The sequence below is a fragment of the Streptomyces sp. NPDC046859 genome, assembly GCF_040645135.1.
Classification (GTDB): Bacteria; Actinomycetota; Actinomycetes; order Streptomycetales; family Streptomycetaceae; genus Streptomyces.
Map to the genome: position 1 here is coordinate 1 of NZ_JBEYXR010000044.1, position 25,032 is coordinate 25,032.

32 protein-coding genes and 3 pseudogenes are annotated in these 25,032 nt (G+C 69.1%); 17 read left to right on the plus strand and 18 right to left on the minus strand.

Annotated features, from left to right (window positions below; translation table 11 throughout):
- Window positions 1–117: 117 nt before the first annotated feature.
- Window positions 118–375, plus strand: coding sequence for a hypothetical protein (locus tag ABZ899_RS35285; RefSeq protein WP_361354671.1), 258 nt, complete (start codon window positions 118–120; stop codon window positions 373–375).
- Window positions 376–710: 335 nt separating this feature from the next.
- On the plus strand, window positions 711–878 hold the full coding sequence (locus tag ABZ899_RS35290) for a hypothetical protein (RefSeq protein ID WP_361354673.1): 168 nt from the start codon (window positions 711–713) through the stop codon (window positions 876–878).
- Between the two features lie 75 nt (window positions 879–953).
- Here ABZ899_RS35290 and ABZ899_RS35295 read toward each other — a convergent pair whose 3' ends face one another.
- On the minus strand, window positions 954–1,499 hold the full coding sequence (locus ABZ899_RS35295; RefSeq protein ID WP_361354675.1) for a hypothetical protein: 546 nt from the start codon (window positions 1,497–1,499) through the stop codon (window positions 954–956).
- A 923-nt stretch (window positions 1,500–2,422) separates the two neighbouring features.
- Between ABZ899_RS35295 and ABZ899_RS35300 the strand changes: the two genes are divergently transcribed.
- From ABZ899_RS35300 to ABZ899_RS35315, 4 genes are all read left to right on the plus strand, one after another.
- The gene (locus ABZ899_RS35300) at window positions 2,423–2,953 is read left to right on the plus strand and encodes a hemerythrin domain-containing protein (RefSeq protein WP_361354678.1); all 531 of its coding nucleotides are present in this window, start codon (window positions 2,423–2,425) and stop codon (window positions 2,951–2,953) included.
- A gap of 329 nt (window positions 2,954–3,282) precedes the next feature.
- Window positions 3,283–4,008 (plus strand): DUF2071 domain-containing protein, encoded by a 726-nt coding sequence (locus tag ABZ899_RS35305; protein ID WP_361354681.1) that lies wholly within the window; start codon window positions 3,283–3,285, stop codon window positions 4,006–4,008.
- Window positions 4,005–4,235 carry a hypothetical protein gene (locus tag ABZ899_RS35310; RefSeq protein WP_361354683.1) on the plus strand — a complete coding sequence of 77 codons (231 nt, stop codon included), beginning with the start codon at window positions 4,005–4,007 and terminating at the stop codon, window positions 4,233–4,235. The genes ABZ899_RS35305 and ABZ899_RS35310 overlap by 4 nt, the downstream gene beginning before the upstream one ends.
- Entirely contained in the window at window positions 4,232–4,372 is a 141-nt protein-coding gene (locus tag ABZ899_RS35315) for a hypothetical protein (RefSeq protein ID WP_361354686.1), read from the plus strand. The genes ABZ899_RS35310 and ABZ899_RS35315 overlap by 4 nt, the downstream gene beginning before the upstream one ends.
- 442 nt (window positions 4,373–4,814) lie before the next feature.
- Here ABZ899_RS35315 and ABZ899_RS35320 read toward each other — a convergent pair whose 3' ends face one another.
- The 8 genes from ABZ899_RS35320 to ABZ899_RS35355 form a co-directional block, all read right to left on the minus strand.
- The gene (locus tag ABZ899_RS35320; protein WP_361354689.1) at window positions 4,815–5,618 is read right to left on the minus strand and encodes a formate/nitrite transporter family protein; all 804 of its coding nucleotides are present in this window, start codon (window positions 5,616–5,618) and stop codon (window positions 4,815–4,817) included.
- 77 nt (window positions 5,619–5,695) lie between these two features.
- Window positions 5,696–7,093, minus strand: a complete 1,398-nt coding sequence (locus ABZ899_RS35325) for a M20/M25/M40 family metallo-hydrolase (RefSeq protein ID WP_361354692.1) — start codon at window positions 7,091–7,093, stop codon at window positions 5,696–5,698.
- Window positions 7,093–8,412, minus strand: coding sequence for a GTPase HflX (hflX, locus tag ABZ899_RS35330; RefSeq protein WP_361354695.1), 1,320 nt, complete (start codon window positions 8,410–8,412; stop codon window positions 7,093–7,095). Before hflX ends, ABZ899_RS35325 begins: the two co-directional genes overlap by 1 nt.
- Before the next feature lie 115 nt (window positions 8,413–8,527).
- On the minus strand, window positions 8,528–9,307 hold the full coding sequence (locus ABZ899_RS35335; protein ID WP_361354697.1) for an SDR family NAD(P)-dependent oxidoreductase: 780 nt from the start codon (window positions 9,305–9,307) through the stop codon (window positions 8,528–8,530).
- Between the two features lie 83 nt (window positions 9,308–9,390).
- The gene (locus ABZ899_RS35340) at window positions 9,391–9,813 is read right to left on the minus strand and encodes a carboxymuconolactone decarboxylase family protein (protein WP_361354699.1); all 423 of its coding nucleotides are present in this window, start codon (window positions 9,811–9,813) and stop codon (window positions 9,391–9,393) included.
- 62 nt (window positions 9,814–9,875) lie between these two features.
- The gene (locus tag ABZ899_RS35345; RefSeq protein ID WP_361354702.1) at window positions 9,876–11,327 is read right to left on the minus strand and encodes an aldehyde dehydrogenase; all 1,452 of its coding nucleotides are present in this window, start codon (window positions 11,325–11,327) and stop codon (window positions 9,876–9,878) included.
- 260 nt (window positions 11,328–11,587) lie between these two features.
- Window positions 11,588–12,469, minus strand: a complete 882-nt coding sequence (locus ABZ899_RS35350) for an SDR family NAD(P)-dependent oxidoreductase (RefSeq protein WP_361354705.1) — start codon at window positions 12,467–12,469, stop codon at window positions 11,588–11,590.
- A gap of 102 nt (window positions 12,470–12,571) precedes the next feature.
- Window positions 12,572–13,411, minus strand: a complete 840-nt coding sequence (locus ABZ899_RS35355) for an oxidoreductase (RefSeq protein ID WP_361354708.1) — start codon at window positions 13,409–13,411, stop codon at window positions 12,572–12,574.
- Window positions 13,412–14,102: 691 nt separating this feature from the next.
- Here ABZ899_RS35355 and ABZ899_RS35360 point away from each other — a divergent pair.
- Window positions 14,103–14,648, plus strand: a complete 546-nt coding sequence (locus ABZ899_RS35360) for a TetR family transcriptional regulator (protein WP_361354711.1) — start codon at window positions 14,103–14,105, stop codon at window positions 14,646–14,648.
- Window positions 14,649–15,113: 465 nt separating this feature from the next.
- Here ABZ899_RS35360 and ABZ899_RS35365 read toward each other — a convergent pair whose 3' ends face one another.
- On the minus strand, window positions 15,114–15,353 hold the full coding sequence (locus tag ABZ899_RS35365) for a hypothetical protein (protein WP_361354769.1): 240 nt from the start codon (window positions 15,351–15,353) through the stop codon (window positions 15,114–15,116).
- Window positions 15,354–15,404: 51 nt separating this feature from the next.
- Between ABZ899_RS35365 and ABZ899_RS35370 the strand changes: the two are divergent.
- Window positions 15,405–15,845 (plus strand): annotated as a pseudogene (locus tag ABZ899_RS35370) (transposase); the annotation flags it as partial.
- A 140-nt stretch (window positions 15,846–15,985) separates the two neighbouring features.
- On the opposite strand, the gene ABZ899_RS35375 reads toward ABZ899_RS35370, so the two are convergent.
- The 5 genes from ABZ899_RS35375 to ABZ899_RS35395 all read right to left on the minus strand — a co-directional run bounded on the left by ABZ899_RS35375 (window position 15,986) and on the right by ABZ899_RS35395 (window position 18,395).
- Window positions 15,986–16,507 carry an SMI1/KNR4 family protein gene (locus ABZ899_RS35375; protein ID WP_361354714.1) on the minus strand — a complete coding sequence of 174 codons (522 nt, stop codon included), beginning with the start codon at window positions 16,505–16,507 and terminating at the stop codon, window positions 15,986–15,988.
- Window positions 16,508–16,751: 244 nt separating this feature from the next.
- Entirely contained in the window at window positions 16,752–17,063 is a 312-nt protein-coding gene (locus ABZ899_RS35380) for a hypothetical protein (protein WP_361354716.1), read from the minus strand.
- 328 nt (window positions 17,064–17,391) lie between these two features.
- Window positions 17,392–17,565 carry a hypothetical protein gene (locus ABZ899_RS35385; RefSeq protein ID WP_361354719.1) on the minus strand — a complete coding sequence of 58 codons (174 nt, stop codon included), beginning with the start codon at window positions 17,563–17,565 and terminating at the stop codon, window positions 17,392–17,394.
- Between the two features lie 204 nt (window positions 17,566–17,769).
- Window positions 17,770–18,135, minus strand: a complete 366-nt coding sequence (locus ABZ899_RS35390; RefSeq protein ID WP_361354721.1) for a hypothetical protein — start codon at window positions 18,133–18,135, stop codon at window positions 17,770–17,772.
- The gene (locus ABZ899_RS35395; RefSeq protein WP_361354724.1) at window positions 18,132–18,395 is read right to left on the minus strand and encodes a hypothetical protein; all 264 of its coding nucleotides are present in this window, start codon (window positions 18,393–18,395) and stop codon (window positions 18,132–18,134) included. Before ABZ899_RS35395 ends, ABZ899_RS35390 begins: the two co-directional genes overlap by 4 nt.
- Window positions 18,396–18,832: 437 nt before the next feature.
- On the opposite strand from ABZ899_RS35395, the gene ABZ899_RS35400 reads away from it, so the two are divergent.
- The gene (locus ABZ899_RS35400) at window positions 18,833–18,958 is read left to right on the plus strand and encodes a hypothetical protein (protein ID WP_361354726.1); all 126 of its coding nucleotides are present in this window, start codon (window positions 18,833–18,835) and stop codon (window positions 18,956–18,958) included.
- Between the two features lie 94 nt (window positions 18,959–19,052).
- A pseudogene (locus ABZ899_RS35405) lies at window positions 19,053–19,657 on the plus strand (transposase family protein); the annotation flags it as partial.
- Window positions 19,658–19,723: 66 nt separating this feature from the next.
- On the opposite strand, the gene ABZ899_RS35410 reads toward ABZ899_RS35405, so the two are convergent.
- Window positions 19,724–20,098, minus strand: coding sequence for a DoxX family protein (locus tag ABZ899_RS35410; protein WP_361354729.1), 375 nt, complete (start codon window positions 20,096–20,098; stop codon window positions 19,724–19,726).
- A 114-nt stretch (window positions 20,099–20,212) separates the two neighbouring features.
- On the opposite strand from ABZ899_RS35410, the gene ABZ899_RS35415 reads away from it, so the two are divergent.
- On the plus strand, window positions 20,213–20,698 hold the full coding sequence (locus ABZ899_RS35415; RefSeq protein WP_361354732.1) for a MarR family winged helix-turn-helix transcriptional regulator: 486 nt from the start codon (window positions 20,213–20,215) through the stop codon (window positions 20,696–20,698).
- 86 nt (window positions 20,699–20,784) lie between these two features.
- Here ABZ899_RS35415 and ABZ899_RS35420 read toward each other — a convergent pair whose 3' ends face one another.
- Entirely contained in the window at window positions 20,785–20,970 is a 186-nt protein-coding gene (locus ABZ899_RS35420; RefSeq protein ID WP_361354734.1) for a hypothetical protein, read from the minus strand.
- A gap of 61 nt (window positions 20,971–21,031) precedes the next feature.
- On the opposite strand from ABZ899_RS35420, the pseudogene ABZ899_RS35425 reads away from it, so the two are divergent.
- Window positions 21,032–21,223 (plus strand): annotated as a pseudogene (locus tag ABZ899_RS35425) (IS110 family transposase); the annotation flags it as partial.
- 5 nt (window positions 21,224–21,228) lie between these two features.
- On the opposite strand, the gene ABZ899_RS35430 reads toward ABZ899_RS35425, so the two are convergent.
- Window positions 21,229–21,930 carry a hypothetical protein gene (locus ABZ899_RS35430; RefSeq protein WP_361354736.1) on the minus strand — a complete coding sequence of 234 codons (702 nt, stop codon included), beginning with the start codon at window positions 21,928–21,930 and terminating at the stop codon, window positions 21,229–21,231.
- A gap of 175 nt (window positions 21,931–22,105) precedes the next feature.
- On the opposite strand from ABZ899_RS35430, the gene ABZ899_RS35435 reads away from it, so the two are divergent.
- The 5 genes from ABZ899_RS35435 to ABZ899_RS35455 all read left to right on the plus strand — a co-directional run bounded on the left by ABZ899_RS35435 (window position 22,106) and on the right by ABZ899_RS35455 (window position 24,835).
- Complete coding sequence (locus ABZ899_RS35435; RefSeq protein WP_361354739.1) at window positions 22,106–22,456, plus strand: hypothetical protein; 351 nt, start codon at window positions 22,106–22,108, stop codon at window positions 22,454–22,456.
- Between the two features lie 90 nt (window positions 22,457–22,546).
- Entirely contained in the window at window positions 22,547–22,795 is a 249-nt protein-coding gene (locus tag ABZ899_RS35440) for a hypothetical protein (RefSeq protein ID WP_361354742.1), read from the plus strand.
- 110 nt (window positions 22,796–22,905) lie between these two features.
- On the plus strand, window positions 22,906–23,091 hold the full coding sequence (locus ABZ899_RS35445; protein WP_361354766.1) for a tryptophan synthase subunit alpha: 186 nt from the start codon (window positions 22,906–22,908) through the stop codon (window positions 23,089–23,091).
- A gap of 77 nt (window positions 23,092–23,168) precedes the next feature.
- The gene (locus ABZ899_RS35450) at window positions 23,169–24,323 is read left to right on the plus strand and encodes a hypothetical protein (RefSeq protein WP_361354745.1); all 1,155 of its coding nucleotides are present in this window, start codon (window positions 23,169–23,171) and stop codon (window positions 24,321–24,323) included.
- Window positions 24,324–24,559: 236 nt separating this feature from the next.
- The gene (locus ABZ899_RS35455) at window positions 24,560–24,835 is read left to right on the plus strand and encodes a hypothetical protein (protein ID WP_361354748.1); all 276 of its coding nucleotides are present in this window, start codon (window positions 24,560–24,562) and stop codon (window positions 24,833–24,835) included.
- The last annotated feature ends 197 nt before the right edge of the window (window positions 24,836–25,032 follow it).

The window sequence follows — 25,032 nt, forward strand, 5'->3', positions numbered from 1 at the left end:
AGGCGGGCATGCGAGCCGTGAACCGCTGACCCGACCGCCCCGGCCGGGGCCCGCGCCGCATGCCGGGTCCCGGCCGGACCACGTCAGGGCGCGCCTACCGGAGAGGGTGAGGTCAGCATGGGCGCGGTGCATGAACTCGGCCACGGGCCGTTCCCGGTTCCAGGGAGTCACGCCAACGGTGACGTCTACGACAGGGAGCCCGGGTCACCATGGTGTCGCCGCGGTCCCAAGAATCAAGACCCGGACACCCCGCTCGCCGACCCGCGCAGCGCGTTCGTCACCGAGGTCACCGCCCCTGCCAGGAAGCACAAGAACGCCGTCCGGGCCCAGGCCGTCACGAAGAGCGGCCACACCGTGCTGCTCACCGGCATGTAGGGGGAAGCGTCGGCGCGATCGACATCACCGCCCCGGACGGCTTCGAGGTCCGCCGCGCCGACGGCTGGAAGATCAGCAAGACTGCAGAGGTTGCCGCGTTCCTGTGGGACGTGATGGAGCAGGACAGGTCCAGGGCAGGCGAGCGCACGCACCTGGCGGGACTCAAGTCCGTAAGCATCACCTCTGCGAACGCCACCGGTCAGACGTTCGGCCGGCAGACCAGCAGGTATCACGGGCGCGACAGCGGTGTCCTGGGCCTCGTTCTACCGACTCGGCAGCGATACGTCGCGGCCCGGGGGAGCGGCTGCGCTGGCCGTCGCCGCGATCCTGTGGGCATGGGCGCGGCCCAGTACGCGGCCATGCCGGTCGGCAGCCTCACCGTGGACCAGGCCGCCTCTCAGCCCGCCGTGTTCTCCGCTTGTCTCATCGTCCTGGCCTGCGGCGCAGTGCTGATTCCGTCCCTGTGTCTGCTGTACGGGACCTTCCAGCGGGCACACCACTGACGCGCCGAACACGCACGGCCACACATCCCCACAATGATCTCGCTGAGCGGGCTGTGACGTCCCTGACGCAGAAGCTCAGCCGGCTGTGGTGGTCAGCGCCTCCTCGGCCTGGCGGATGCGCCACTCCTCGATCCTCTCCTGCTGCTGCCGGGCTCGTGCGAGCAGCGTGTCGAGCCCGGCCGGGTCCAGGCGCTCGTCGACGGCGCTGAGCCGGCGCAGGGTCTGCCAGCCGGCCGCCTTCCCCTCGACCCCGATCCGCAGGGCTTCGAGGTCCAGTACGGTGCCGAGCGGGGAGGGGCATACCAGGTGGCCGTTGGGCTTGAACCGTCCCAGCTTCTCGCCCGCCCAGCCCGCGCACACCTTGTAGCGGCGGACGGGGATGCCAAGGTCTCGCATGATGTCCAGCAGCGCTGTCCGGTCCTGGGCGATCTCGGCCGCTACGGGCTCGATCGCCCGGCCGAGCGCGGACCCGCGGGCGGTGCGCGCCAGGCGGGTGGCGCGTTCGGTGCCAGCGGTGGCGCCGGCGAGGTGGTCGTTGAGATAGATGCCGAGCAGCTTCGTGTCGGCACTTCGTCCGGTGGGGCGGCGCTGGGCGACGCCGGAATGCGGAAGGGCGTTCATCTGCAGCCTCCTCGGGTTGCCGGGTTGGCCGGCATGCGAGCGGTTTATCAGCACGGAGCCGGGCGTCACCGGGGTTCAGTCCGGGCCGCGGGGCAGGTAGTAGGTCTGTTTGGGAAAGGCGGCCATGTCCTGCAGGGCCTGTCTGTATCCGGCCTTGTAGTGCGCGTCGGCGTCCGTCCGGCGGCCTTCGGCCTGCGCCCAGGAGTCAAGGTGTCAGGCGATGAGCAGGTGGTTGCGGTACAGGGCGTCGTGCCGTCCGCCGAGGGCGGCTCGCGCGCGGTCCTCATCTCAGTCCTCCAGGTCGCTGGTGTCGAAGGCAGGTACTTGATTGTCGGTCTGCGGCACCGTTCCCTCCTCGGGTCGGTCCTCGCCGCCACGGGTACCGCGGTAGCTCCCCGGAATGTTCGAATCAGCCAAGTCCGTGGGAGTCTCGCGGTGACGGCTCACCGTCTGCACCTGCCGCCGATGAGTCCCCTGTCGTGCCTCCTCTGAACACTCGTCCCCGTGAATTGAGCACGGACGTGGTTGCGCGTTCTGCCGGGCCCGTCCGGTACCCGGCCGCACGTGGAGATCCGGGGCCCCGACAGTCGGTGCGACCCGGCTCGGAACACGCACGGGAGCGGCCACGTCGAAGACGATCAAGGACCAGACCGCCGGCCCTGCTGGGGGTACCGCTGAGCGTCTACGACCGGGTGCGAAACGCTCGCACCCTCGCCGGGCTGCTCGCTGTCGCCCACGTGGGCGTCGCCGCACAGCAGCCGGCATTCGGCTGTCGGCTCCATGACCCCCTTGGAGGATCGGCCCGGCAGAAGCGGACCTCAGACTCGATCACTCGGCCGCGCGATGGCCGCTCCCCGTGGCCGGTTGTTTGTCGCCGCCCGCGAGGGTGACCCGGTCGCTGCCACCGGCGGAAAGGACATGCGATGAGCGCGCAGTTCCCCGAGATGGACCACGAACCTCGACGTGAGAAGGCGGCAGAGTTGCCCGACGACGATGTCGTCGGGATTCTCCTGCGGCAGCATGCCCGCATCAGGGCCTTGTTCGGAGAGGTATGGGGGGCAGAGGGGGCCCGCAAGCAGGATGTCTTCAACGAGCTGCGGGGCCTGCTGGCCGTCCATGAGACGGCCGAAGAGATGATCGTGCGCCCCGCTGCGAAGGACACCGCGGGCGAGGACGAGGCCCACGCCCGTAATGCGGAGGAACGGGAGGCGAACAAGGTGCTGGCCGAGCTAAAGAAGATGGACCTCTCCAGTGACGAGTTCGACGTTCAGTTCGCGCAGTTCCAGCAGGACGTGCTTGCCCACGCCGGTCGCGAGGAGGCGATGGAGTTCCCGGCGCTGGAAGCCGGTTGCACCCCCGAGCAGCGGCAGACCATGGGCAGGCGCCTGCTGACGGCCGAGAGGGCGGCTCCCACGCACCCGCACCCCACCGCTGCCGGTTCCCCCGTGCTGTAGTGGACGCTGGGTCCTTTCGCCTCCTTGCTGGACCGGGCCCGCGACGCGCTCGGCACGCGCCCGTGATCCCTACGGGATCCCAACGGTTGGGCCGCCGGGCAGTGTGGCCCGGCAGGGCCGGGATCAGGCGGGGACCGACCGCCTCATGACACTGCCACCGCACCGGTATCGGTCGGTCAACGCTGGCGAGCGTTGAAAGTTGTCATTCAGCTGGCCTCCAGCCAGATCAAGGGCTTGCCTACCGGGTCCGACCCAGTGCGGCGGATCGGAAAGCCGCCGGTATCTCGGCAAACTCGGCGTGGTTGGGACGGGGGCATGCGGGGGAGTCGATGCGCGTGGTGACGTACGGGCCGGAGCATCGCGTGCGCGTGCCGGCGCTGCGGGCCGGCTGGCTGACACAAACCTTTCTGCACTGGGCGTACGCTCCAGAACGCATCCAGCGCCTGCTGCCCGACGGGCTGACGGTCGACACCTATGACGGGTACGCCTGGGTGGGTCTCACGCCGTTCGTCATGGCCGACGCGCGCCCTTACGGCTCCCCTGTGGCGCTGGCCGCCTTTCCGGAGACCAATCTGCGCACCTACGTGCGCGGACCGGGCGGCCGGGAAGGATTGTGGTTCCTGTCGATCGAGGTGGCCAACCCGGTGATGCTGGCGGCTCGCGCCATCGGAGCGCCATACCACCTCAGTCGACTGCGGCTGGCGCGCAGCGGTGAGAGCGTGACGTACGCCGGATCGAGATGGGGCGGCGGGTCGGCTTACCGCATGATCGTGCGACCGGGCCCACCGATCCGCCCTACGCACCGGGATGTGTGGCTCGCGTCACGGTGGCGGGCGTTGACGCGCAGCGCGGGCGTTTTGTGGGAGACGCCCGTCGAGCACGAACCCTGGCCGCTGCGCGCGGCCCGTCTCGACGACCTCGCCGAGAGCGTGACCCGTGCGGCAGGGCTGCCGGCACCCGCCGGGGAGCCGCTGGTGCACTTCTCCGACGGGGTGCACCAGGTGCGTCTCGGTCTGTCACGGCCGGTGCGGCCGCAGTCAAGGAGGCAGGGATGAAGCCCACCTCGGTGGCCCGATCACAAGGGCTGTTCAACCTGGTCGGCGGCGGCTGGCCATTGCTGCACCTGCGCAGCTTCGAGTGCGTCTTCGGCCCCAAGTCCGAGGAGTGGCTGCAGCAGACGTCCGCCGGGCTGCTCGCCACGGCAGGCTCCAGCATGCTGCTCACCCGGCCACGACCGACGGGCTCCGCCAGGCCCGCCGCACCGGTGTGGGGACCGCGATGACCCTGCTGGCGATCGATCTTCTGTATGTGCCGCGAGGCCGCATCCGCCCGACCTACCTGCTGGACGCGGCCATGCAGGCCGGATGGCTGACGGCATGGCTTCGCTGCGGCCGACTGGCGGGACCCGCAAGCGCATGAGTCCTGTCCGGTCGCTTTCGGGATCGGACGGCAGTGCAGGGAGCGGTCGGCGACTGCGTGTCTGGCCGTTGCGTCGCTGGTTCGTCCGCGCCGCGCAGGGGAGACGGGACTCCTCCGCCGGACCGAGTCCACCGCCGCCCGACCACCTCGCGGCAGTACGCCTGATCTGCCAGGTCCCCGGCACCAGGACCGCCTCGCGCCCGGCCTCCTCCAGCCAGTGCGCGGTGTCCCGGCCGTCCTTTCTTTTCCGTCTTCGGCAGGTGGGAGAGCAAAAGATCCGCACCTTCCCGGGCGAAGGCGATGGCGACCGCCCAGGCCGATACCGCTGTCGCCGCCTGTGATCACGCCGCCTTGACGACGGTACGTCGCACCACGAGCCAGGTCGCATCCCCAGCAGGGGAGCCGTCCAGGGTGCCCTGGACGGCTGACCGCTTCGCGGGCGTCACCTGCCGGCTTGCGCGGTGTCGTCGCTCAGCACCGGGGCACTGCGGATGAGGCGCAGCGTCGTGGTCAGCAGGAGGCCGCCGACGATGTTGCCGAGAACCGCCCAGGCCAGCCACTGCAGCCAGTCGAGGTAACCGTAGGACGTCCTGCCGGTGTGAAGACCGGCGAACGCGATGAGGGAGTCCAGCACCGAGTGCCACAACCCGAGCCCGGCCAGGACGAACGCGGTGGTGACCGATGCGGTGATCTTCCCGGTCATGGACTCACTGCCATGGTGCATACGGGTCATGAGCGTGATGACGCCACCGCCCAGCACAGCGAGGCAGAAGGTGCCCAGTGTGTACCCCCCGTCGACGAACTTCGCGCCCGAGGCAGCCGCGGTGCGATGCAGATCCGGGTAGGCCCGCATGACCAGCCACATGAACACCCACCCGCCGACCAGGTTCATTACCAGCACCGTTGCCCACATCCGCACCAGGTCCAGCCAGGTGGCCGCGCCCGCGATCACGGTCGCCACGGGCACCAGGAACCCCTCGGTGAACAGTTCACTGTGCCCGAGCAGCAAGGCGATGAGCCCCACGGAGAAGGCCAGTCCGGCCAGCAGATCGCTGCCGGTCTCGTGCCGCACGAACAGCAGCACCATGACGCCGACACCGACGTCGATGCCGCCGAGCAGCGAGGTGGCCACCAAGGACGTCCACGTGCGGTGCAGCCGTGGCCGGCCCTCGGCCACGATCCGTTCCGCGGCCTCGGCGACTCTCCGTTCCCCGGGCCCGCGCATGATCTGGTCATCCGGCTCCATGGGCACTCCTCCGGTTTTCGCATCACCACGGGAATGTGCTCTGTGCCTTCCTCCGGGGCGAACGGCTCGCCCGCCGCTCAGCCACGCAGACGCCTGGGGAGGTCGTCGAGGAGGTAGGCGAGTGTTTTGCCGCCTTGCAGCAGTGCATGGACCTCGACCTTCTCGTCGGAGTCGTGCCAGTGGTCCTCGGGTAGCCCCGTGCCGTAGAACAGCACCGGCGCGTCGAGGGTTTCGGCCAGCAGGGCGGCCGGGGCTCCGCCGTCGTTGCGTATGCGGAGTGCCGGGCGTTGCACGGTGCGGCTCATGGCGTCCTCGAGCGCGGCCAGCGCCGGATGGTCGGGCGGGGTGGCGTACGGGTCCTGGTTGGTGTTCGAGGTGCTCAGCTCGTACTCGAAGCCGTCCAGGATCGTCTCCGCCACCCACTTGCGCGCCTGCTCCATGACCGTGTCGGCTGCCTGGTCGGGTACCAGGCGGAAGGTGACGTCGGCGGAGGCGACCGCCGGGACGACGCCGCGGGAGGGATCGTCCGGGTCGCCGCCGAGCAGGGTGACTATCTCTGCGGCGGGCCGGGTCCAGACGCGTTCCAGGGCGTTGTAGCCGGCCTCGCCCTGGATGCTGCGGCTGCGGGTGCGTTCCAGCCAGTTGCCGCAGTCGAAGTCGATCTCCGCGATTCCGCGGCTTTCCTCGGGAGACGGCTGCGCGACCGTGTCGTAGAAACCGGGCAGCGTGATGCGTCGCCGGTCGTCGTGGAGCAGGCCAAGCAGGCGACAGAGCTCTGTGAGCGGGTTCGGCGCGGCGCCGGCGACCACACCGCTGTGGACGTCCCTGCGCGGTCCGCGCACCTCAAGGTGCGCGTTCAGCACACCTCGTATGCCGGTGCAGACGGCGGCTTCCTGCAGCGACCAGAGCATGGTGTCGGAGACGATCACCACGTCGGCGGCGAGCCGGTCGGCACGTTCGCGCACAAGGTCGGCCAGGTACGGGGAGCCGATCTCCTCCTCCCCCTCGACCAGGTACTTGAGAGTGACGGCGGGCGCGCTGCGACCGGTGGCCTCCAGGTGCGCGCGCAGGGCCCAGACATGGGCGAGTACCTGCCCCTTGGCATCGGAGGCGCCGCGCCCGTACATCCGTCCCTGCCTCAGCGCAGGCTCGAAGGGCGCCACCTCCTGCCACTCCTGGTCCTTGGCGGCGCGTACGTCGTGATGGCTGTAGACCAAGACGGTCGGCGCGTCGGGCTCATCGGCCGGCCAGCAGGCGTACACGGTCTGCAGGCCATCGGTGTCCCACTCCTCGACCTGGGGACAGCCGGTCTCGCGCAGGTGGGCTTGGAGCCAGCGCGCCGAACGGACCACGTCCCGCTCGTGTGCCGGGTCGGCGGACACCGACGGGATGCGCACCCAGGCGGCCAGATCGTCCTGGAGTGCGCCGACGCGGTCGTACGGAAAGCCGCGGACGGCGGGGTCGGGTTCCTGCATCACATGCTTCCTTCGCCGCCGGCGGGTGTGGCGGTGTGGGCCGGCACTGGCGGGAACTGCGCCGAAAGGCGGTGCCGCAGCGCCTTTCGGAGGTTGTCCAGCCCCTCACCCGTGCGGGCGGACACGACGACGGCGCCCGGGTGGAGCCGCCGCAGCGTAGTCATCTGCTCCGGCTCGGCGAGGTCCGCCTTGTTCAGCACCAGCAGTTCCGGCACGTCCTGAGCGCCGATCTCTTTCAGCACCCCGCGCACGGCGGTGATGTGTTGCGTGGCCTGTGCGGAGGAGGCGTCGACGACGTGCAGGGCCAGGTCCGCCCGTGCGACCTCCTCCAGGGTCGACCGGAAGGCGTCGACCAGCTGGTGCGGAAGGCGACGGACGAAGCCGACGGTGTCGGTGAGGGTGTAGGTCAGTCCGTCAGGGCTGCGGACCTGGCGTACGAGCGGGTCCAGCGTGGCGAACAGGACGTCGGCGACCTCGGCGTCCGCACCGGCCAGACGGTTCAGCAGAACTGACTTGCCCGCATTGGTGTATCCGGTGATCGCCACGGACGGCACGCGGTCACGCATCCGGCGCCCCCGGGTCACCTCGCGGCGGCGCGCCGTGCGGCGCACCTGCTCACGCAGGGTGCGCATCCGCCGGCGGAGATGGCGCCGCTGGATCTCCAGGCGCATCTCACCGCGACCGCGCACGCCGATGCCCGCACCGCCGGCCACCCGGCCACCCCCGATCCGCGACATCTCGCGACCCTGGCCGCGCAGCCGTGGCAGCTCGTAGGCGAGCTGGGCCAGCTCCACCTGTGCCTTGCCCTCGGAGCTACGGGCATGCTCGCCGAAGATGTCCAGGATCAACCCGGTGCGGTCAACCACCGGCGCTTCGATCCCGTCCTCGAGATTGCGGATCTGGGCCGCGGTGAGCTCGCCGTCGGCGATCACCAGGTCCGCCTGGCGGGCCTCGACCAGCTCCGCAAGCTCCCCTACCTTGCCCGACCCGAGGTACGTCGCCGGGTCCGGACGGTCCCGCGCCTGCATGACCCGGTCTGCCACGTCGATCCCGTCGGTCGCGGCCAGACGCTCCAGCTCGGCAAACGAATCCGCCCCCGCGGTATCCGAGCCGTCGCCGTCCGTGAGTGCGAGTAGAACCGCCTGCCACCGACGGGTTCCCCCGGTGTCCGCGCGGCTCGCCCCTGCGGGATGCCCGCCTGTCAACCACGTGCCTGGCATGTCGTTCTCCGCTCCGCCGAAGGTCGTCGCAGTGCGACCCGGGGTCCTGTGTCTCGAGGAAGAAGCTGGCTCCTGTGACCGCCGAATGGCTTTCCGCACGACAGTAAGGTGGCAGGAATCCCAGGTACCCCTCAGCAAGCGTGCAACCCTGACACCACCGCGACCGGGCCCCGGCTCGTGGAGATCCTTCAGAGCTGAAGCCCGGCCGCACCCGTCACACCACGGACCGGATGGTGCCGCCGTCCACCCGCAGGGTCGCTCCGCTGACGTAGTCGGCGTACGGACTGCACAGGTAGGCGACGGCAGCCGCGATCTCGTCGGGGCGGCCGAAGCGGCGGATGTCGTTGGGGACGAACTCCTCGGCGGCGTTGGTCTCGATGTCCGCCCAGTCCTCGCCCCAGCCGCGCTCCGGTGCCATGTCGGTCAGCAGGTCGCGCACTGCGCCGACCATGACGGCGCCGGGCGAGACGGTGTTGGAGGTGACTCCCGTGCCCTTCAGCTCGCGGGCCAGGGAGATGGCGAGGTTGTGCCGGGCGGCGAGGGTGGCGCTGTAGTGGGGCTGCCCGGCCATCGGCTGGCTGGCCAGGCCACCGCCGATCTGGATCACCCGGCCCCAGCCGCGCTCCCGCATCGCGGGCACCAGGCGGCGGATCATGCGGACCCCGGATACGACGTTCACCTCGTAGGTGCGCGTCCACAGCGCGGCGTCGGCCGCGTCCCAGCCGACGTGGTCGTAGGCGCCCGCGTTGTTGACGAGGATGTCCACGTCGCCGGCGGCGTGCGCGACGGTGTCCGCGCCCTGGTCGGTGGCGAGGTCGCCGACGACGGCCCCGGCGGCACCGATCTCCTCGGCGACCCGCCGTGTGCGGTCGGCGTCCCGGCCGTGGACGACGACGTCGGCGCCCTCCTCGGCGAGCAGCCGGGCTATGGCGTGGCCGAGGCCGGAGCTGGAGCCGGTCACGAGCGCCCGGCGTCCTGTCAGTCGCAGGTCCATCCTGCTTGTCCTTTCCCGTTCCTTCGGTACGACGGCGGGGCGGCCGTCCCCGGTGGTGCACCGGTGGGTGGCCCGCCCCGCCGTCAGGACTCCGTCGTGGTGGTGGAGTCAGGTCGGTCGGCTTGCCGGGGGTGTTCGGCGAAGACGTCCAGCACAATCTGGTAGGTCTCGAAAGCACGGGCGACGCCCGCGTAGACCGCGATGTGGATGAAGGTGTCCACGATCTCCTCCTTGGTCACCCCGTTTTGGAGGGCGATGCGGAGCTGTCCGCGCAGCGGCTCGAAGGCACCGAGCGTGGCGGCGACGGCGACGGAGATCAGGGCCCGGTCGTGGGTGGAGAGCGCCGCGGTTCGCGGCCAGGAGTCCGCGAAGGCGTGAGCGGTGGCGACCTTGCGGAAGTCGTGCCCGGAAGCCGGTTCGCCGGGCGCGAGGGGCAGTTCGAGCGGGTGCCCGAGTAGCCTTCCGGCGGTGGCCAAGGCTTCCTGGTAGTCGTCGTCGGAGATCATGGCGGTGCTCCTTTGGTCTGGCCGGGCCCGTCCGCCCCCGGCGGGGACGGGCGGGCGCCGGGTCAGCGGGGCTGGGTGATGGTCTTGTGCTCGACGTAGCCGGTGAGACCGACCTTGCCGTACTCGCGGCCGACGCCGCTGGCCTTGTAGCCGCCGAAGGGGCCGTCGAAGCTGATTCCGGCGCCGTTGATGATGACGCCGCCGGTGCGGATGCGGCGGGCGATGGCCAGCGCGCGGTCGGTGTCCGTGCCCCAGACGCCGCCGGACAGGCCGTATTCGGAGTCGTTGGCGATGCGGACGGCGTCGTCCTCGTCGTCGTAGGCGATGACGGACAGGACCGGGCCGAAGATCTCCTCCTGCGCGATGCGCATGGAGTTGTCGACGTCGGCGAAGACGGTCGGGGTGACGTAGTTGCCCTTCTCCAGGCCTTCGGGGATCTGCGGTCCGCCGGTGACCAGGCGGGCGCCCTCCTTTATGCCGATGTTGATGTAGTCGATGACGCGCTGCTGCTGGTCGCGGCGGATCATCGGGCCGATGAAGGTGTCCGGGGTGGCCGGGTCGCCGACCGTGAGGGACTCCACCATCGTCTTGACGGCGTCGACGATCTCCTCGTACCGGCTGCGCGGGGCGAGGATGCGGGTCTGGAGGATGCACGCCTCGCCGTTGTTGCTGAGGGAGCCGAACCGCAGGCCCTGCATGACGGTGTTGAGGTCGGCGTCGTCCAGGATCACGGCTGCGGACTTGCCGCCGAGCTCCAGGCCGACCCGCTTGAGGTGGTCGCCGGCGATGGAGGCGATGCGCCGGCCCGCGCGGGTGGAGCCGGTGAAGGAGATCTTGTCGACGTCGGGGTGGGAGATGAGGTACTCGCTGGTCTCACGGCCGGCGGGCAGCACGCTCAGGACGCCCTCGGGGAGTCCGGCTTCGTGCCAGAGGTCGGCGAGCAGCGCCATGCTGAGCGAGTTCTCCGGGGACACCTTCAGTATGACGGTGTTGCCTGCCAGCAGGGCGGGGACCAGCTTGGCGGTGGCGGCGGAGAACGGCGAGTTCCAGGGGATGACGGCGGCGACGACGCCGATTGCCTCACGGCGCACGATGGTGTCGAAGGCGACGGAGTCGTCGGAGGGTTCGGCAATCTCCTCCCAGCCGAACTCCTCGGCGGCCTTCAGGTATGCCTTGACCTGGCGGCTCAGGAAGGGCTGGCCGGCCTTGGTGAACCAGTGAGCCGAGCCGTTCTCGACGGAGATGGCGAGGGCGACCTCGTCGGCGCGGGCGGTGCGCAGCTCGTCGTAGCGGCGGACGATCGCCTGGCGCTCCTCGGGGGTGGTGTGCGGCCAGGGGCCGTAGTCGAAGGCCGCGCGGGCAGCGGCGACGGCCGCGGTGACGTCGGCGGGCGCGGCCTGGGCCGCGCTGCCCAGCACCGACTGGTCGTGTGGAGAGTGGATGTCGAGCAGCAGGTCGGGGTTGCTGGGGGCGACCCAGGCGCCGCCGATGTAGAGCTTGTCGCGCACAGACATGTCTTTGCGGTTCTTTCGTGTGAAACGTGGGCGGGGTGAGGGTGGAGGGGATAGTTGGGGGGCACCCCTTTGAGGTGCGCGCCCAGGTGCAGTCTCACTAGCGGGAGGGGGTATGGCAGCGCGGCCGGGTGTCTGCGCCGCGGTCCGGGTCCGTGGTCGCACGGACTGAGGCGCATACCGGGATGCGCGCAGAAGTTCGCGAGGGGCGGGGCGGGGCGTCCACCGCGCGGCATGGCCGGCTCGCTGGTGAGGGGCGGGGCTCAGTTCCGGGCGGGGCGGACCATCCGTGCGACCTCGGTGTCGGCGAAGTCACCGAGACCGTCCAGGTCGGTGGAGGCGCTGACCTCGCGCCAGGCCGCGTCCTCCGCGGCCCGCGCGTCGGTGATCTGCGGGGCAATCCAGGCGGCGTCGGAGCCGAGCAGGAGCCGCACCGGGGGCTTGGGCTCCTCGGTGAGGCGCAGGATGACGGCGGCCATCTTCGCCGGGTCGCCGCGCTGCACGTCGGGGTTGTTGTTGTAGGTACGGGCGAACCTGCCGACCGTCTCCTCGTACTCCGCTTGGACGTGCGGCATCGGCATCGGCGCGGCCGCCCAGGGGGTCCGGATGCCTCCGGGCTCGACCAGGATGGCGCTGATGCCGATGGGGGCCACCTCGCGGGCGAGGATCTCGGTGAAGCCGCCCAGCGCCCACTTGGCGGACTGGTATGCGCCGAGTCCCGGCTGGTTGCGGCGGCCGCCGACGGTAGAGACGTTCACGATGCTGCCGAAACGGCGGGGCCGCATCACCGGGAGCACGGCTCGTACGGTGTTGACCGCGCCGAAGAAGTTGACCTCGACGTTGCGGCGGAACTCGTCCTCGGGCATGTCCTCGATCGAGCCGACGCCCCGGGTGCCGGCGCTGTTCACCAGCACGTCGATGGTGCCGAACGACGCGACCGCGTGGGCGACCACGTCGCCTACGGTTGCCGGGTCGGTCACGTCCATGGCCCGCAGCAGCAGCCGGCCACGATGTTGGGTGGGAGCGGTGACGGCGTCCGGGGTGAGGTCCGTCGCCATCACGTTGTGGCCTGCGGCCAGAGCCGCTTCCACGACCTGGCCGCCGAGGCCGCCGGCCGCGCCGGATATCAGAAAGGTCTTGGTCATTGCTTGCTGCTCCCAGTACTTAAGGGGCCCGGAGCACTCGGGTGCCCCGGTCGTCCGCGAGCGCTGGGCCGCGGGCCTTGCGCCGTGCCCGCGGCGGGTGCGTCAGTCCTTGGGGAAGTCCGTGGAGCGGCTGACCTCGGCCCACTCCTTGGCCTCGGCGAGACGGCCTTCCTCGGAGGTGATCGCCAGGCCCAGGGCGTCGCTGCCGAGCAGCAGGCGCCGCGGTGGCTTCGGGGCCTGGACCGCTCCGATGATCGCCTGGGCCATCCGGACCGGGTCGCCTGGCTCGTTGCCCGCGTACTGGGCGAAGGTTTCCAGCCAGGCACCGACCGTCTGCTCGTAGTCGGGGGTGACGGGGCCGGACGGCTCGGCGGCGCCCGTCGCCCATCCGGTGCGGATGCCCCCCGGCTCAACGATGGTGACCCTGACGCCGAAGGGAGCCACCTCGTTGGCCAGCACCTCGGAGAAGCCCTCCACCGCGAACTTCGCGGTCTGGTAGGCGCTGAGGCCCGGGGTTCCACCGACGCGGCCGCCGATGGAGGAGATCTGCACGATGTGGCCGGAACGCCGGCCGCGCATCACCGGCAGCACGGCGCGGGTCACATTGATCACGCCCCACATGTTGGCGTCGATCTGGGCGCGGAACTCGTCCTCGGGGAAGTCCTCGATGGAGCCGCTGGTGGCGTAGCCGGCGTTGTTGACCAGCACGTCGATCGAACCGAAGCGCTCTACCGCGGCAGCCACCACATCCTTGGCCTGGGCCGGGGAGGTGATGTCCAGGGCTACGGTCGACAAGTACTCGGGGTATTGGGCCTGGAGATCGGTCAGAGAGCCGGGGTTACGGGAGGTCACTACGACCCGGTCGCCGACCTCGAGTGCCGCGAGAACCAGAGCCTTGCCCAGTCCCTGCGAACCACCAGTGATGAGCCAAGTCCGTGGCATGGCGTGTTCCTCGTTCCTCTCGTTCGTACGCCGTCTCATCGGGACGACAACTTCACTGTAGGCAAAATCTCCATAAGTGCAACATCGGAGTGGCGTTGAAGTGATGTACTGCATCTCACACGTGGCTGACAGGGTGCGGGTGAGACCCAGGTATCGACGTCCGGAGCCCGCGGGGCAGGGGGCGCGCCCTACGGGAGCGGGCTCGGCACAGTGATGCACAGGCTCACTTCCGTGTACGGATACACGGAAGTGAGCAGCGGGGCCACGGGGGCGGGTGCGGCCGGGACAGGCGTGGAGGCAGGCCGACGGGGGCTGTCAGTGCATGATGGGGACGGTTGCGCCCGGCCCTCGCGAGCTGACCGTGGCCGAGCCCGGCCCGCCGGGCGTTGCCCACGACCAGGACGATCGGCGCGGCCACGGCCTCGATGCCGCCGCCCACCAGATGGCACGGATGTAGGCGTGCACCAGCGCCTGCGACTGCGGGCGCACCAGTCCGCTCGGCCGGGCTGGGTGGCGAGGAAGCCGGCGACGGCCGAGGCGAGCATGGTGTGCACTAGGGCGGTGCTGAGTTGGTCCACCGTAGGCGAGCAAACCGAAAAAGCAACACTTGTGTTGCGTTCATCCGGTGCCCCGCATCTCGTACATCGGCGATGATGACGCAAGTTCCACATGCGTGTAAAATTTTCGGATCATGAGAGTTGACGCCGCACGCAACCTGACTGCAGTCCTGCGCGCCGGGGCGCGCCTCCTGGCTGAGGACCCGGGCGCGTCCATGGCGGCCATCGCCCTTGCCGCTGGAGTGGACCGCACCACGGTGCACCGCCGCTTCGCGAACCGTGAGGCACTGCTCAGTGCTGTCTTTCAGGCCAAGCTCGATTCGGCCGAGCGCGTGCTGGACGAGGCGCGGCTGACTGAGGCCCCCGTGCCGGTGGCCCTCCACCGCTACCTGGAGGGGATCATTCCGGTCAGCCGCGAGTGGCCCGTCAACACCCGCCGCATGATGCAGAAGGACCCGGAGGCCAACGCCCGCCGCCAAGAACAGAGCGCACGCGTCGACGCCTTCGTGCGGCGCGCCATCGACGAGGGCCACTTGCGCGCCGACGTCGACGCCACCTGGGCACGTGCCGTCCTCGACGAACTCGTCGACACCATGGCCCACGAGTTCCCCGACATCAAGCCCCCGCAGGCCGCCGACCTCGTGGTCGGCACCTTTTTGAACGGGCTCGGAGCAGCCTGACCCGCGGCCCGTCGCGCACGGCGCCGGCAACGGCCCGGCGCGGCGGACTGCGGGATGCGTGCCGCACGCGCCCAGCCGCGTGCCGCGCCCCCGCAGCAACGTTCCGTCGGCGCGGCTGGCGAAGGGCTAAGTGGCGCGCCGATGGCCCTGCTCGAATCGTCCTGGCTGGCCACAGACCGTCGGTTCCTCGGCGGTCGCACGGACTCCGCTCACCGCAAGCTGCCACCTGGCGAAGTAGCCGTAGACCGTGTTCCAGTGCGGGAAGTCGTGGCTCCGCATCACGCTCGCGCAGAGTCTTGAGCAGGCCCGCCGTCACCGGCCTGCGAGCAGGCCGGTGACGGCGGTGACGTACGCGTGAAACAGGACTCAGATGCGTCATGCCTCCCAGGGATCACTGAGCACACCTGTCATGCCGCTCAGAACGCGGACTGAACCGCCTGGGGGGTGGTGGGGGAGTGGGGCTGGTCAGTGGGAGGTGCGGATCATCACGGTGAGTATGGGTGAGGCTGGTGATGGTTGGCTCTGTCCGATGTCTTGGTAGCCCCACGTCTTGTAGAGCGCGTGGACTTTTCCGTTGCCGACCGCGGGGTTGACCATGAGGGTGACGTGCGGCTCGTCGCGGGTGGTGAGGAGGGTGTCGTGGATGCGGCGGGCGGTGCCGGTTTTGCGCCGGGCCGGCCGGACGCCGATCTCTTTCAGGGCCACGGTGGGACGCTCGGTGTACTTCTTCGCCGGCGTAGGGCTCGTGCGCTGCCAATAGAGGTCGCCATGCTCGATGGTGTTGGCGTAGGCGTTGCCGACCGGGTGCCCGTCCGCGTAGGCGAGGACGGCCGTGAATCCCGGTTCGGTGCCGTGTCGGTCAAGGCGTTATCCCGCGAAGCGGACTCGGCAGGCCGAGAACCCCGCCCTGCGGTCGTCCTTGCGGATCGCGCTTACTCTTCCCGCGCGATCCGTGGGCACCTCCGTGCCGTCATCCCCCAGCGCACCGACCAGATCAGCCACCGTCTGCGGCGAGGTCGCGCCGGAGGCCGCCCGCCCGGTTTGGACGCTGAGACATACAAGGAACGCAACGCCGTCGAGCAGTGCATCGCCCGGCTCAAGCAGTGGCGCGGCCTCGCAATGCGGACGGACAAGCTCGCTATCGTTTACCAGGCCGCATTCCACCTTACTGCCATCCTCATCTGGACCCGGCGCTGAGCAAGACGTCCGAAGGATTCGTCAGACCAGTGCATGGACGACGAGCCTGCTGCTCTCCGTCAAAGATGGCCAGCCAGGACGTCGGCCCCCTGCCGTGGTATCTCCTGTCTCACGAGGACAGGAGACCACCGTGTTCATTTTCAGGGCAGGAATTCGTAGAACGGGCGATCGGGCGCGAAGTTACGAGAACACAACGTCACGTCCCTACCCTTGAGATAAGCCAGCAACCAGTCGCTGAACGTCATCTCGTAGAGAGTCCAGGCCGGACTGTCGAACTCCTGGACGACGACGCGCCAGGGCGACGAGGGGTTGTCGGGAATTCGAAGGAAAACCGCCTCGCCCGTCGTGGCTGATGCCACCGGTATCAGTTCCCCGGGGTTCGCCCCGACCGGACCCGGCAGGAACTCGGCCATGTCCTCCTCGCGCCAGAGCTCGAGATCCCTCCTGATCATTGCTGCCAGATCGTGCAGAAGATGGCCGGCAGGGTGCTTCAAATACAACTGCCTGTTGACCTCGATCGATCCGTAGGCGTCCACGATCTCACGGAAGTCCGCAGGAAATTCGACACCGAGTTCCTGCTCCAGTTCGATCCATGGAGCCGGATCGGACCAGTTGAACCGTGGTTCTCCCAACAGGGCTGTGATTTCTGGAAGCGTTGCCACCTAGGTTCCTTCTAACACGTTGGGCCGGTGTCTGACTTGGAGTCGCACTACAGGAGGAAGCTCCTTGACTTCCCTGGGCCCGTACATGGTCATCCCCACCTGAACGGTGCAGGAACGGCCGAATGAGGGTCTCCGTTATACAGGCACGATCTAACCAGCCCCGCCATGACACTGACAGGTCAAGGAGACAGGCTCCAGGGCCTTCCCTTTGGACCATCTGGAGATGGCCCCGCGCTGGAGCATGTCAGGCCAGCTGGAAGCCGCTCCGGAAGACGCCGCCGTACTCCCCGGGCGTCTCCCAGCAGGTGTAATGGCGGCCAAGAAGATCGGGGAGGTCGATCCCCAGATGCTCCGCCAAGTCGGCCGCACCGGTCTGGCGGGTCCGAGAGGGGTCATCGGCAGCTTGAAACAGGGCCGAGGCGCCGCGCAGTTCGACTACCACGTACTCCACACGCTTGCCCGTGCCGACTCCGGGCCCGTCGTGGTGCTGTTCATGCCGGGGATTCACAGCCTGCCCGCAGAGCCCGCAGCGCAGGTCGTCCTGTGATGTATCCATGGTCGGCACCGTACAGCTCGCTCAGGCAGTCTGCGGCGACCTTCAGGGCCGACCTGCCGTACGGACGCCTCGGCGGCAGGCGCCAGGGCTGCCCCCACGGCATCGGTGCTTCAGCCCCCACGGCCCCCATGTAGCGCAGCAGGTCCCGCAGGGTCTCCTTCTCGGCGGTCAGTTTCTCCCGGCGGCACCACCGCAGGTGGTCCACCAGGGAGTACGCGTACGTCTTCTGCGTTCCCGACCCCTCGTACAACCTGAGGAAGTCATCAGCCTCGTCATACCGACCCGTCAGCACACAAGATCGTGTACGACCGGCCCCGTCCTGCACGCGTCAGGACCTGCACGCGCAGGTCCCCATTATCAACGCAGGTCCGTCGCTGCCCGCGTCCAGCTGCTCGATCTCCCGTACCTCGGCGTAGCGGGCGTCGGCCTCGGCGACCTGTGAGGCGTAGGCCTCCAGCGCCGCCACCCGCTGCTCGATGCCGTGCAGGCTCGTCGCAAGCACACCTCAGCGAGCGGCGAGCAACTCGGCCACCGCGGCGTTGTCCGTCTTCCTCGGTACCCGTTGATCCTTGCGTACCACGCGGCTGCAGTCCCGCAGGTCGCGGGCGATCGCCCCCTCCTGACGTGGGAAGGGCCGTCGGCCAGCGCAGTCGTACAGCCTCCAGGCTGGCCTGTGCCTCCGGAGGGATCCCACCCGACGAGAGGATCAGCTCGTCCAGGTCTTGATCTGAGCGGCGACCTCCCGCACCGGGAGCCCGTCCCGGGCGGCGCGGGCCAGCGGGAGAACGGTGTCCAGGCCAGGGCTCACTGGCATCCCGCACGCCGACAGGTAGGCCGCGGTCACCGTGGCCGCGAACAGCAGGTTCCGCATCTCCAGGCTCGGGTTTCTCGCCAGCTCGCACAGCAGCGCCGCAGCCTTGTGATGGGGCTCGGGGTAGACCTCGTGGTCAAGGATCTCCGCCCGGTGACGTGCTTCCGCCGCGACCGGGACGCCATAGTCGACGACCTGGGGATCGCCCGGAATCTGCTGCGCCACTGCCAGGATCCACGCGAGGTCGACACGGAGGTTCACGCGGCGTCCCTCGGTGCCGTCTCCGGCGGGGCGTCCGGGAGGCCGGGGTACCGGTCCTCACCGACTTCCGCATCGAACATATCCGTGTACGCGGCCAGGAATGATGAGGCGCCGGCCATGAAGGCTGCGCGGGACTGGTTCACATCGGCCTCGATCAGGTCAGCCACGTACCCCTGCAAGCTCAGGCCCCGGCGCTTGGCCCGGTCCTCGGCGGCCGCTTTGACCTCTTCGTCCAGGCGGATGTTCGTCTGCTTTCCCATATCACCAGTGTAGCTATGTCCCGGTACCAGCACATAGCAAATGGAGATGTCGGCCCGGGACCGGAAGCGGAAGGTGGGATTGAGACCGCCGCGGCCTGCCACGACGAAGCACCTGGGCTGCGCCGGGGGTCGCGCATCATGCGCCGCCCGCGGACCGCTGCGCGTTGGCGGCTGGAGCTGGCCAAGCCTCTGCTCGACTGCCTCGTCGAGGCGGTCGGCCAAGAGACTGCCGAGCGCTTGGTCGCCGTCGCCGAGCGGCGCCACGCCTCCTGATCCGCCACCGGTCTACCCGGGGCAGGTGAGCCAGGCTGCTGCTTAATCCACCCGGCTGGCAACAGCTCCACCAGCACAACCCGCCCCACGCCACGAGCCGAACGACCGCGACCGGAACTGCCTGCTCCTCATCTGGGACGCAGCCACGCCGGCGACCCCGACGGGTGAAGCTCTCCTGGGACGACGACAGCGGCTGGTTCCACGCCATGCGTCGCACCGCTGCGGCCGCGGCCTTGCCCGCCCGCCCGCGCCAGGCCGCCGACTCGACCGACGGGCTGGTGCGCCACTGACCCACGCCCGAGGGGAAGGGCAGGGCGAAGAGGCGCGGGCTAAAGGAGGGCTAAAGGCTGTTGCAGAAGGCCTGGTGGCGGGCATTTCGCCTGTGTGGGTGGGGTGTTGAGGGCCGAGCCGGGGTGGGGGAGACGTTCGCCGGGTTGCGCATGGGGCGGTTCGAGAAGCTGCTGCGCGTGGTGCGCGAGCGGGGTGGAAACGGCCCCGGTGGTGGTCGGCCGTGGTGTCTTCCGCTGGCCGAGCGGGTGCTGCTGGTGGCCGTGTACTACCGCACGAACCTGACCATGCGGCAGCTCGCTCCGCTCTTCGGCTGCTCACCTGCCACCGTCTGCCGGGTCATCCAGCGCCTGGGTCCGCTGCTTGCGCTGGAGCCGGCGCCCAGCCCGGTCCCGGGCGCCGACCGGTTATGGATCGTGGACGGCACCCTGATCCCGGTCCGCGACCGCAAGGTCGCGGCCTCCTCACGCAACTACCGATTCTCGGCGAACGTGCAGGTCATCATCGATGCCGACACCCGCCTGGTGGTGGCATCCGCCCGGCCGGCACCCGGCAACAAGGCAGACGCACATGTCTGGCGCGAGTCGGACCTGCCGACCGTGGCGGCAGGCACAACCGTGATCGCGGACGGCGCCTACCTGGGCACCGGCCTGATCGTCCCGCACCGCAGACGAGCCGGACGGCCCCTCCTGCGCGGTCAGGCGGAAGCCCGACAGCGATCTCACGCTCGATCTGTGAGCCTGCCGCTCGTGCCGGGCGGATGCCGCTTAGAAGGCATGCGGGCCGAAGCGGCCCCAGGCGACCACAGCGGCTAGGACCAGCAGGACGAGGTTCACGCCGATCAGCGGAACCTCCTTACGGCGGGCGTGCACTGCGGCCGCACCTGCCATGGTGACCGCTAGACCCGCGGCCGCCCAGGCCACCAGCACCGGCGCTACGTCGAGGACCGCCGGCAGTATCAGGCCCAGCGCGCCCAGGACCTCCACGGCGCCGATCGCCTTCACCGCGCCGGGCGGGAGGTCATCGGCCCAGCCCATGCCGGAAGCGACGAGTTTTTCCCGGGGCTGGGCCAGCTTCATCAGCCCCGCCAGCAGGAACAGGACAGCGAGCAGGCCCGCGAGGGACCACAAGACGGCGTTCATCAGGCACTTCCAACTTTCATGACTTGAAGGTTCAAGTCAAGGTAGGTTCATTTTGGTTGAAGCGTCAAGCCAGAGGGTTAGGTCAGGTTGAAGCGTCAAGTTAAGATGGGGGGTATGGAGCACGAACCCCGCTGGCTGGACTCCCAGGAGAAGCAGACCTGGATGTCTCTGGGCGCGATGCTCATCAATCTGCAAGGCGCCTTGGAGGCGCAGATGCAGCGCGACTCCGGTATCAGCCACTTCGAGTACCAGGTCCTTGCCGGCCTGTCCGAAGCAGACGACCACACCCGGCGGATGAGCGAACTGGCCGGCCTGACCAACGGCTCCCTCTCCCGCCTGTCCCACGTCGTCAAGCGATTGGAGCGGCTGGGCTGGGTACGCCGCCTGCCGGACCCTGACGACGGCCGCTACACCCTGGCCGTGCTGACCGAGGAGGGCTTCGCGAAGGTCGTCGAGGCGGCCCCGGGACACGTGGAAGAAGTACGCCGCCTGGTCTTCGACCCCCTCACCTGTGCCCAACAGGCCGCTTTGCGCAATATCACCGGGCGGATCAACCGAGCCGTCCACCCCGACCGAGCCTGCGACGATCCGGAGCACTGAACCACCAATGGCTGCTCGATCCGCCTCACCTTCCACCCGAGGCCGGTCACAGGCATCGCCCTTGCGAGTCCTCCAGGCAGAGGCGCTCAGGAGGCCAACTGCTGCCAGCGCTGAGCAACCGCCGCGACGGAGAAGCCGCCCATACCCCGGCGCAGCTCCCGTCGGCACTCCTCCAACCGCCCCTGTCGGATGAAACCGCCGACCGTGCTCTGCCGCAGTTGGAACACCTTGTGCAGGTAGCGCACCCAGATGTGGTGCGCCTGCGCGATCATCTCCGGGACAGCGCCGGATCCGGAAGATGCGCGTTGATGTACGCCTCAACCTTGTCGACCACGAGCAGCCACGGGGGCCAACGCCCACTACCGGGGCCGACGGGAACAAGGCGACTGGCACGCAGCCGCCCAGCGCAACCTCTTCAACCGCATGATCGGACAGCTCTACCACTGCCTGAAGCAGGGCACGACCTACGACGAGTCGCTCGCCTTCGGGGCCTCTCCCACCGAGGCCGTTGTCACCGCGGCTTGAACCGGTCAGCGGGGAGTGAGACAGGCTTCGAGAGCGGCACGCTGTCGTGGCAGCAGATGGTCGCCCAGAGGGGACTTGCGGGGGCTGTGCTCGCCCTCGCAGAGCCAGCTCTGCTCGTCATCGTCGAACCACCACTCCTCGGCGCCCCACATGGGATGCCCCTGAAGCAGCTGTCTAGCCAACGCCTCGCTCGCCTCGGGCGCACCCTGTTCGACCAGAGCCTCGACCACTGCCGAAACGGCCCCCTCCGGAACTGCCGTGTCGCCGAGGACCGGCAGAAGAAGGAGGAGACGGGCGTGAGGGTCGGTGACTCCTGCCGCACCCGGTGGTGCCTCCACCAGGGCGGCGAGCTCGGGCCAGCACAGCCCGGGGCCGATGCGGTCCTGATCGTCACTGGCCAGGACGAGGTCCTGGCTCCAGTCGGGATGCGTGAGGAAGTAGTCCGTGGTCGTGAACTCCTCGCCGCTGTTGAAGTGCACGATGATCGCGAAGCCGCCAGCCAGCGGCACTGTGAACATGGGCCACGCCGACGGGTCGTGGAGCTTCTCCAGCGCGGCGTCAGCGTCGCCAGCGTCCGCCCCGAAGGCCTCGGGCGTGAACCCCTCGGCCAGGTCCGCCAGGTATGCAGGCCAGAAGCCCGGCTCATCCAGGAGCGGGTGCCCGTCCACGATGGGCGAAGAGGAGTACAAGTGCCGTGCCATCGCCATGCCGGGATTCTCTCCAAGCCCGGTCAGAACTGTTCGAAGACCCCGGCCCCTCACGGCCGACCCGCTTGACGGTATAGCAACGTGAGGTGTCTGCCATCACCCGCGTCGACGAGATCCCGACGTCCACAAGGTCTTCCCGGCCAGCAGCTACTCCGACCTGCAGCACCCCGGAGCCGTGCACCACGGCTGGAACGCCGGGCGCCAGCTTCGGCTGTACGCCGCAGGGAGCCCTCTGGCCAACCCGATGACCAACCGTCTCCACCCGCTCCGGCAACAGGCGATCACACACCTGCGTGCCCTCACCAAGCACCTCGACGACGTGGCCGGACCGCTCATGCTCGCGCTCCACGTCACTGCCGTCCAACAGCCCCCCGTAGACGCAGACACCACCACCCTGATCCCGCTGATCGGCGAGGCGCTCGCCGACCTGGGCGACTGGGATATCCGTGCCCCGATGGCGGATCAGCTCGACCTGATCACCAGAGCCGTTCAGGCGATGCAGCCCTGCATGCCCCTCAGACCGTGATCCGGGAATTGGGGGTGAGTGGTGAAACACCTCACCCCTGATCACCGTCCCGGGCCCGCGAACCCTGCTTATGTCCCCCCTGACTACGACATGGCGCAGCACAAGCCAGCCACCGGCCGGAGCCGTGACGGGCCTGCCCGCTTCGACCAGCCCCTCGCACACGCCCGCGCCGACAACCGCCCAGCCCTGGCCGCCTATGTGCCCGCCAGCTGGCCCACGCAGGCTCAGAACTTGCGGATCTTGAACCACCTCGCCGAAGTCACCGATGTGATCGAACTCGGCTGGCCCTCCACCTTTTCCGACCACGTGCGTGACCGGATCACAGGTGAGCTGCGATGACGTGTCGCGTAGATGTACGCGACACAGCCAGCGGCGCCGTGAGGCATCGGGGCACGGATGTGATGGCCAGCAGGCTGAACGGCCCGAGGCCAGTCCTCGGGGCCTCCTCGATGGCGGGCTTCCCGGACTACCGCCGCGGCGTTGAGGCCCTCGTTGCGTACGGGGACAGCGGCGCGGCAGTGCTGGAAGTGGGTACGCCAGCGACGAATCCGTGGCTCAACGGACCGGCGATCGCCGCCACCCATCGCAGTGCAATACGTTGTTGGCGCTCTTTGAAACTCCCCAGGCGGTGCTAGGAGGGCGATCAGACTTGCTCACCTTGATTCCTCGTACGCATGCGCGATGGAGAGGGCGTGAACCGTAGGGTGAGCGGATGGCTGTCCCCACAGGGGTCCTGCGAGTCGACGCGCTACAGATCCTCCTGACCGACCGCTATGCCTCACCGGTCGTTGTCGACCGTTGGGAGCGGGTGGAGCCGTGGGCCGTAGCCCGGATCTGGCTCCAAAGTAGTGCTGCCGCGCTGCCGCGCTCCGTCATCGTCAAGTGGATGCCGGACGGACAGCGCGAGGCACGTACTGCCTCATGGCGGCTGCGTACTGAGCTGGCTGCGCTCCAATTCCTCGAAGAGGATCTCGGGATCGGCCTTGCTCCCAGCGTCATCGCCGTCGACACGGCTGCCCGATTCCTCGTGCTGGAAGACCTCGCTCCCCGCGTCCCTCTGGACCAGTTGCTTCGACGGGATGGAGCGGCAGCGCACGGCGACCGACTGGCCGCCTTCGCCCGCGCTCGCGGTGCGCTGAGCGCGGCCACTGCGGGACGGGTGGAGACCTACTACGCCCGGCGGGCCGCGCTGGGACCGGTTGACGCCGCTGCAGACCAGGCAGGACGACTCGCCCCTCTCCGGGAGAAAGCGATCGAGCACGCGTCGGCACTCGGGGTACCTCTCGACGGTCGGGCTACTCATGAACTCGCCGCGGCCATGGAGGAATTGGCTACCCCGGGCCCCTTCCTGACGCTGAGCAACGGTGACGCGGAAGCCAACAATCTCCTGCTCCACGCCACTGGCCCGGCCGACGCCCGCCTCATCGATTTCGAGTTCGCCGGCTACGCACACGCGCTGACCGATGCTGTGTGCCTCTATGTCCCGGGCCCGGCCTGGCTGACAGTGGGCGATCCGACCACCACGGGCCTGGCTGACCAGTACCGCCGCACCCTGGCCTGCGGCATCCCAGGGGCCGAGGACGACCGGCGGTACGGATACGGCCTCGCTGCGGCCTGCGTGTCCTGGGCGCTGGTACGTCTGCAGCGATTCGCCCTCCTCGACACCCGCTCACCAGGCGACCACAGCCGGCTCCAGCTCATCGCCACACTGGAAGGCGCCGCACGCACCGCAGAGACCTACAGGGCCCTGCCCCACCTCACCACCTGGATCCGCCGCATCGCTGTCGTGCTGCGCCGCCGCTGGCCCGACGCGGACCAGGACTTCGCCGACTCGGCAAGGTTCCCGCCCTACCAGGCCCGGCACTGATCCCGAGCGCCCCTTCGCGGCTGGCCCTCTGAATCGAGCAACCAGCTATTGCCGAATGTCTTCGTTGAGTCCGAAACCAAGTGGGGAACGGTCTCTGGCTGCAACACATGTGTTGCATGCCTTGCCTGCTTCTGAGGAGGGAGGATTTCTCCAGACCGGCCCTGAGCTCCGAAGGGGTGAGGCGGATTCGACCTCCCGGCAGAACTGGCGGAAGAAGTTCCGGTAAGGACTCCCTCGTGGCCATGCACCGCACGGTGGCTGCGGCCAAGGCTGCGGGCTGCCTCTACAAGGTGCGCGTCATGCACTGCGATCTCGGCTCCGACGGGCCGGGGGTTCCCGAACTGGCCCGGCGCCAAGCCGAGCGCTACGGGATCCCGTTCCTTCTCGTGACGCCCAACGGCGGCTTTCTGGGCATGGTCGAGAAGCGCCAGATGTGGCCCGACGCCAAACGCTGGCTCTGCACCTCCTCATTGAAACGGGCCCCACCGGTCCCGTCATCACCACCTGGGTGAGGGAGCTCGGCCTCGACCGCCAGGCCATCGTGCTGAACGTGATCGGAGTTCGCGGGGCCGAATCCGCCTCGCGCGCCCTCAAAGCGCGTCTGGCGCTCGACCCCCCGCGTCACGAGCGCCAACCGTCTCGTACTGACCTGGAACCTCATCCATGGGCTGTCCGAGCAGGAAGTCTGGCAGGACATCGCCAGCAATGG

What these genes read in the sequence shown, in the direction of transcription:
- ABZ899_RS35335 (WP_361354697.1), bottom strand. Translation starts at nt 9,307, where the DNA reads ATGGACCTGCGACTGACAGGACGCCGGGCGCTCGTGACCGGCTCCAGC.
- ABZ899_RS35295 (WP_361354675.1), bottom strand. Translation starts at nt 1,499, where the DNA reads ATGAACGCCCTTCCGCATTCCGGCGTCGCCCAGCGCCGCCCCACCGGA.
- ABZ899_RS35310 (WP_361354683.1), top strand. Translation starts at nt 4,005, where the DNA reads ATGAAGCCCACCTCGGTGGCCCGATCACAAGGGCTGTTCAACCTGGTC.
- ABZ899_RS35415 (WP_361354732.1), top strand. Translation starts at nt 20,213, where the DNA reads ATGGAGCACGAACCCCGCTGGCTGGACTCCCAGGAGAAGCAGACCTGG.
- ABZ899_RS35300 (WP_361354678.1), top strand. Translation starts at nt 2,423, where the DNA reads ATGAGCGCGCAGTTCCCCGAGATGGACCACGAACCTCGACGTGAGAAG.
- ABZ899_RS35440 (WP_361354742.1), top strand. Translation starts at nt 22,547, where the DNA reads ATGGCGCAGCACAAGCCAGCCACCGGCCGGAGCCGTGACGGGCCTGCC.
- ABZ899_RS35290 (WP_361354673.1), top strand. Translation starts at nt 711, where the DNA reads ATGGGCGCGGCCCAGTACGCGGCCATGCCGGTCGGCAGCCTCACCGTG.
- ABZ899_RS35395 (WP_361354724.1), bottom strand. Translation starts at nt 18,395, where the DNA reads ATGGGAAAGCAGACGAACATCCGCCTGGACGAAGAGGTCAAAGCGGCC.
- ABZ899_RS35450 (WP_361354745.1), top strand. Translation starts at nt 23,169, where the DNA reads ATGGCTGTCCCCACAGGGGTCCTGCGAGTCGACGCGCTACAGATCCTC.
- ABZ899_RS35340 (WP_361354699.1), bottom strand. Translation starts at nt 9,813, where the DNA reads ATGATCTCCGACGACGACTACCAGGAAGCCTTGGCCACCGCCGGAAGG.
- ABZ899_RS35430 (WP_361354736.1), bottom strand. Translation starts at nt 21,930, where the DNA reads ATGGCGATGGCACGGCACTTGTACTCCTCTTCGCCCATCGTGGACGGG.
- ABZ899_RS35380 (WP_361354716.1), bottom strand. Translation starts at nt 17,063, where the DNA reads ATGGATACATCACAGGACGACCTGCGCTGCGGGCTCTGCGGGCAGGCT.
- ABZ899_RS35350 (WP_361354705.1), bottom strand. Translation starts at nt 12,469, where the DNA reads ATGACCAAGACCTTTCTGATATCCGGCGCGGCCGGCGGCCTCGGCGGC.
- ABZ899_RS35345 (WP_361354702.1), bottom strand. Translation starts at nt 11,327, where the DNA reads ATGTCTGTGCGCGACAAGCTCTACATCGGCGGCGCCTGGGTCGCCCCC.
- ABZ899_RS35315 (WP_361354686.1), top strand. Translation starts at nt 4,232, where the DNA reads ATGACCCTGCTGGCGATCGATCTTCTGTATGTGCCGCGAGGCCGCATC.
- ABZ899_RS35410 (WP_361354729.1), bottom strand. Translation starts at nt 20,098, where the DNA reads ATGAACGCCGTCTTGTGGTCCCTCGCGGGCCTGCTCGCTGTCCTGTTC.
- ABZ899_RS35285 (WP_361354671.1), top strand. Translation starts at nt 118, where the DNA reads ATGGGCGCGGTGCATGAACTCGGCCACGGGCCGTTCCCGGTTCCAGGG.
- ABZ899_RS35325 (WP_361354692.1), bottom strand. Translation starts at nt 7,093, where the DNA reads ATGCAGGAACCCGACCCCGCCGTCCGCGGCTTTCCGTACGACCGCGTC.
- ABZ899_RS35320 (WP_361354689.1), bottom strand. Translation starts at nt 5,618, where the DNA reads ATGGAGCCGGATGACCAGATCATGCGCGGGCCCGGGGAACGGAGAGTC.
- ABZ899_RS35445 (WP_361354766.1), top strand. Translation starts at nt 22,906, where the DNA reads ATGGCGGGCTTCCCGGACTACCGCCGCGGCGTTGAGGCCCTCGTTGCG.
- ABZ899_RS35305 (WP_361354681.1), top strand. Translation starts at nt 3,283, where the DNA reads ATGCGCGTGGTGACGTACGGGCCGGAGCATCGCGTGCGCGTGCCGGCG.
- ABZ899_RS35355 (WP_361354708.1), bottom strand. Translation starts at nt 13,411, where the DNA reads ATGCCACGGACTTGGCTCATCACTGGTGGTTCGCAGGGACTGGGCAAG.
- ABZ899_RS35360 (WP_361354711.1), top strand. Translation starts at nt 14,103, where the DNA reads ATGAGAGTTGACGCCGCACGCAACCTGACTGCAGTCCTGCGCGCCGGG.
- ABZ899_RS35420 (WP_361354734.1), bottom strand. Translation starts at nt 20,970, where the DNA reads ATGATCGCGCAGGCGCACCACATCTGGGTGCGCTACCTGCACAAGGTG.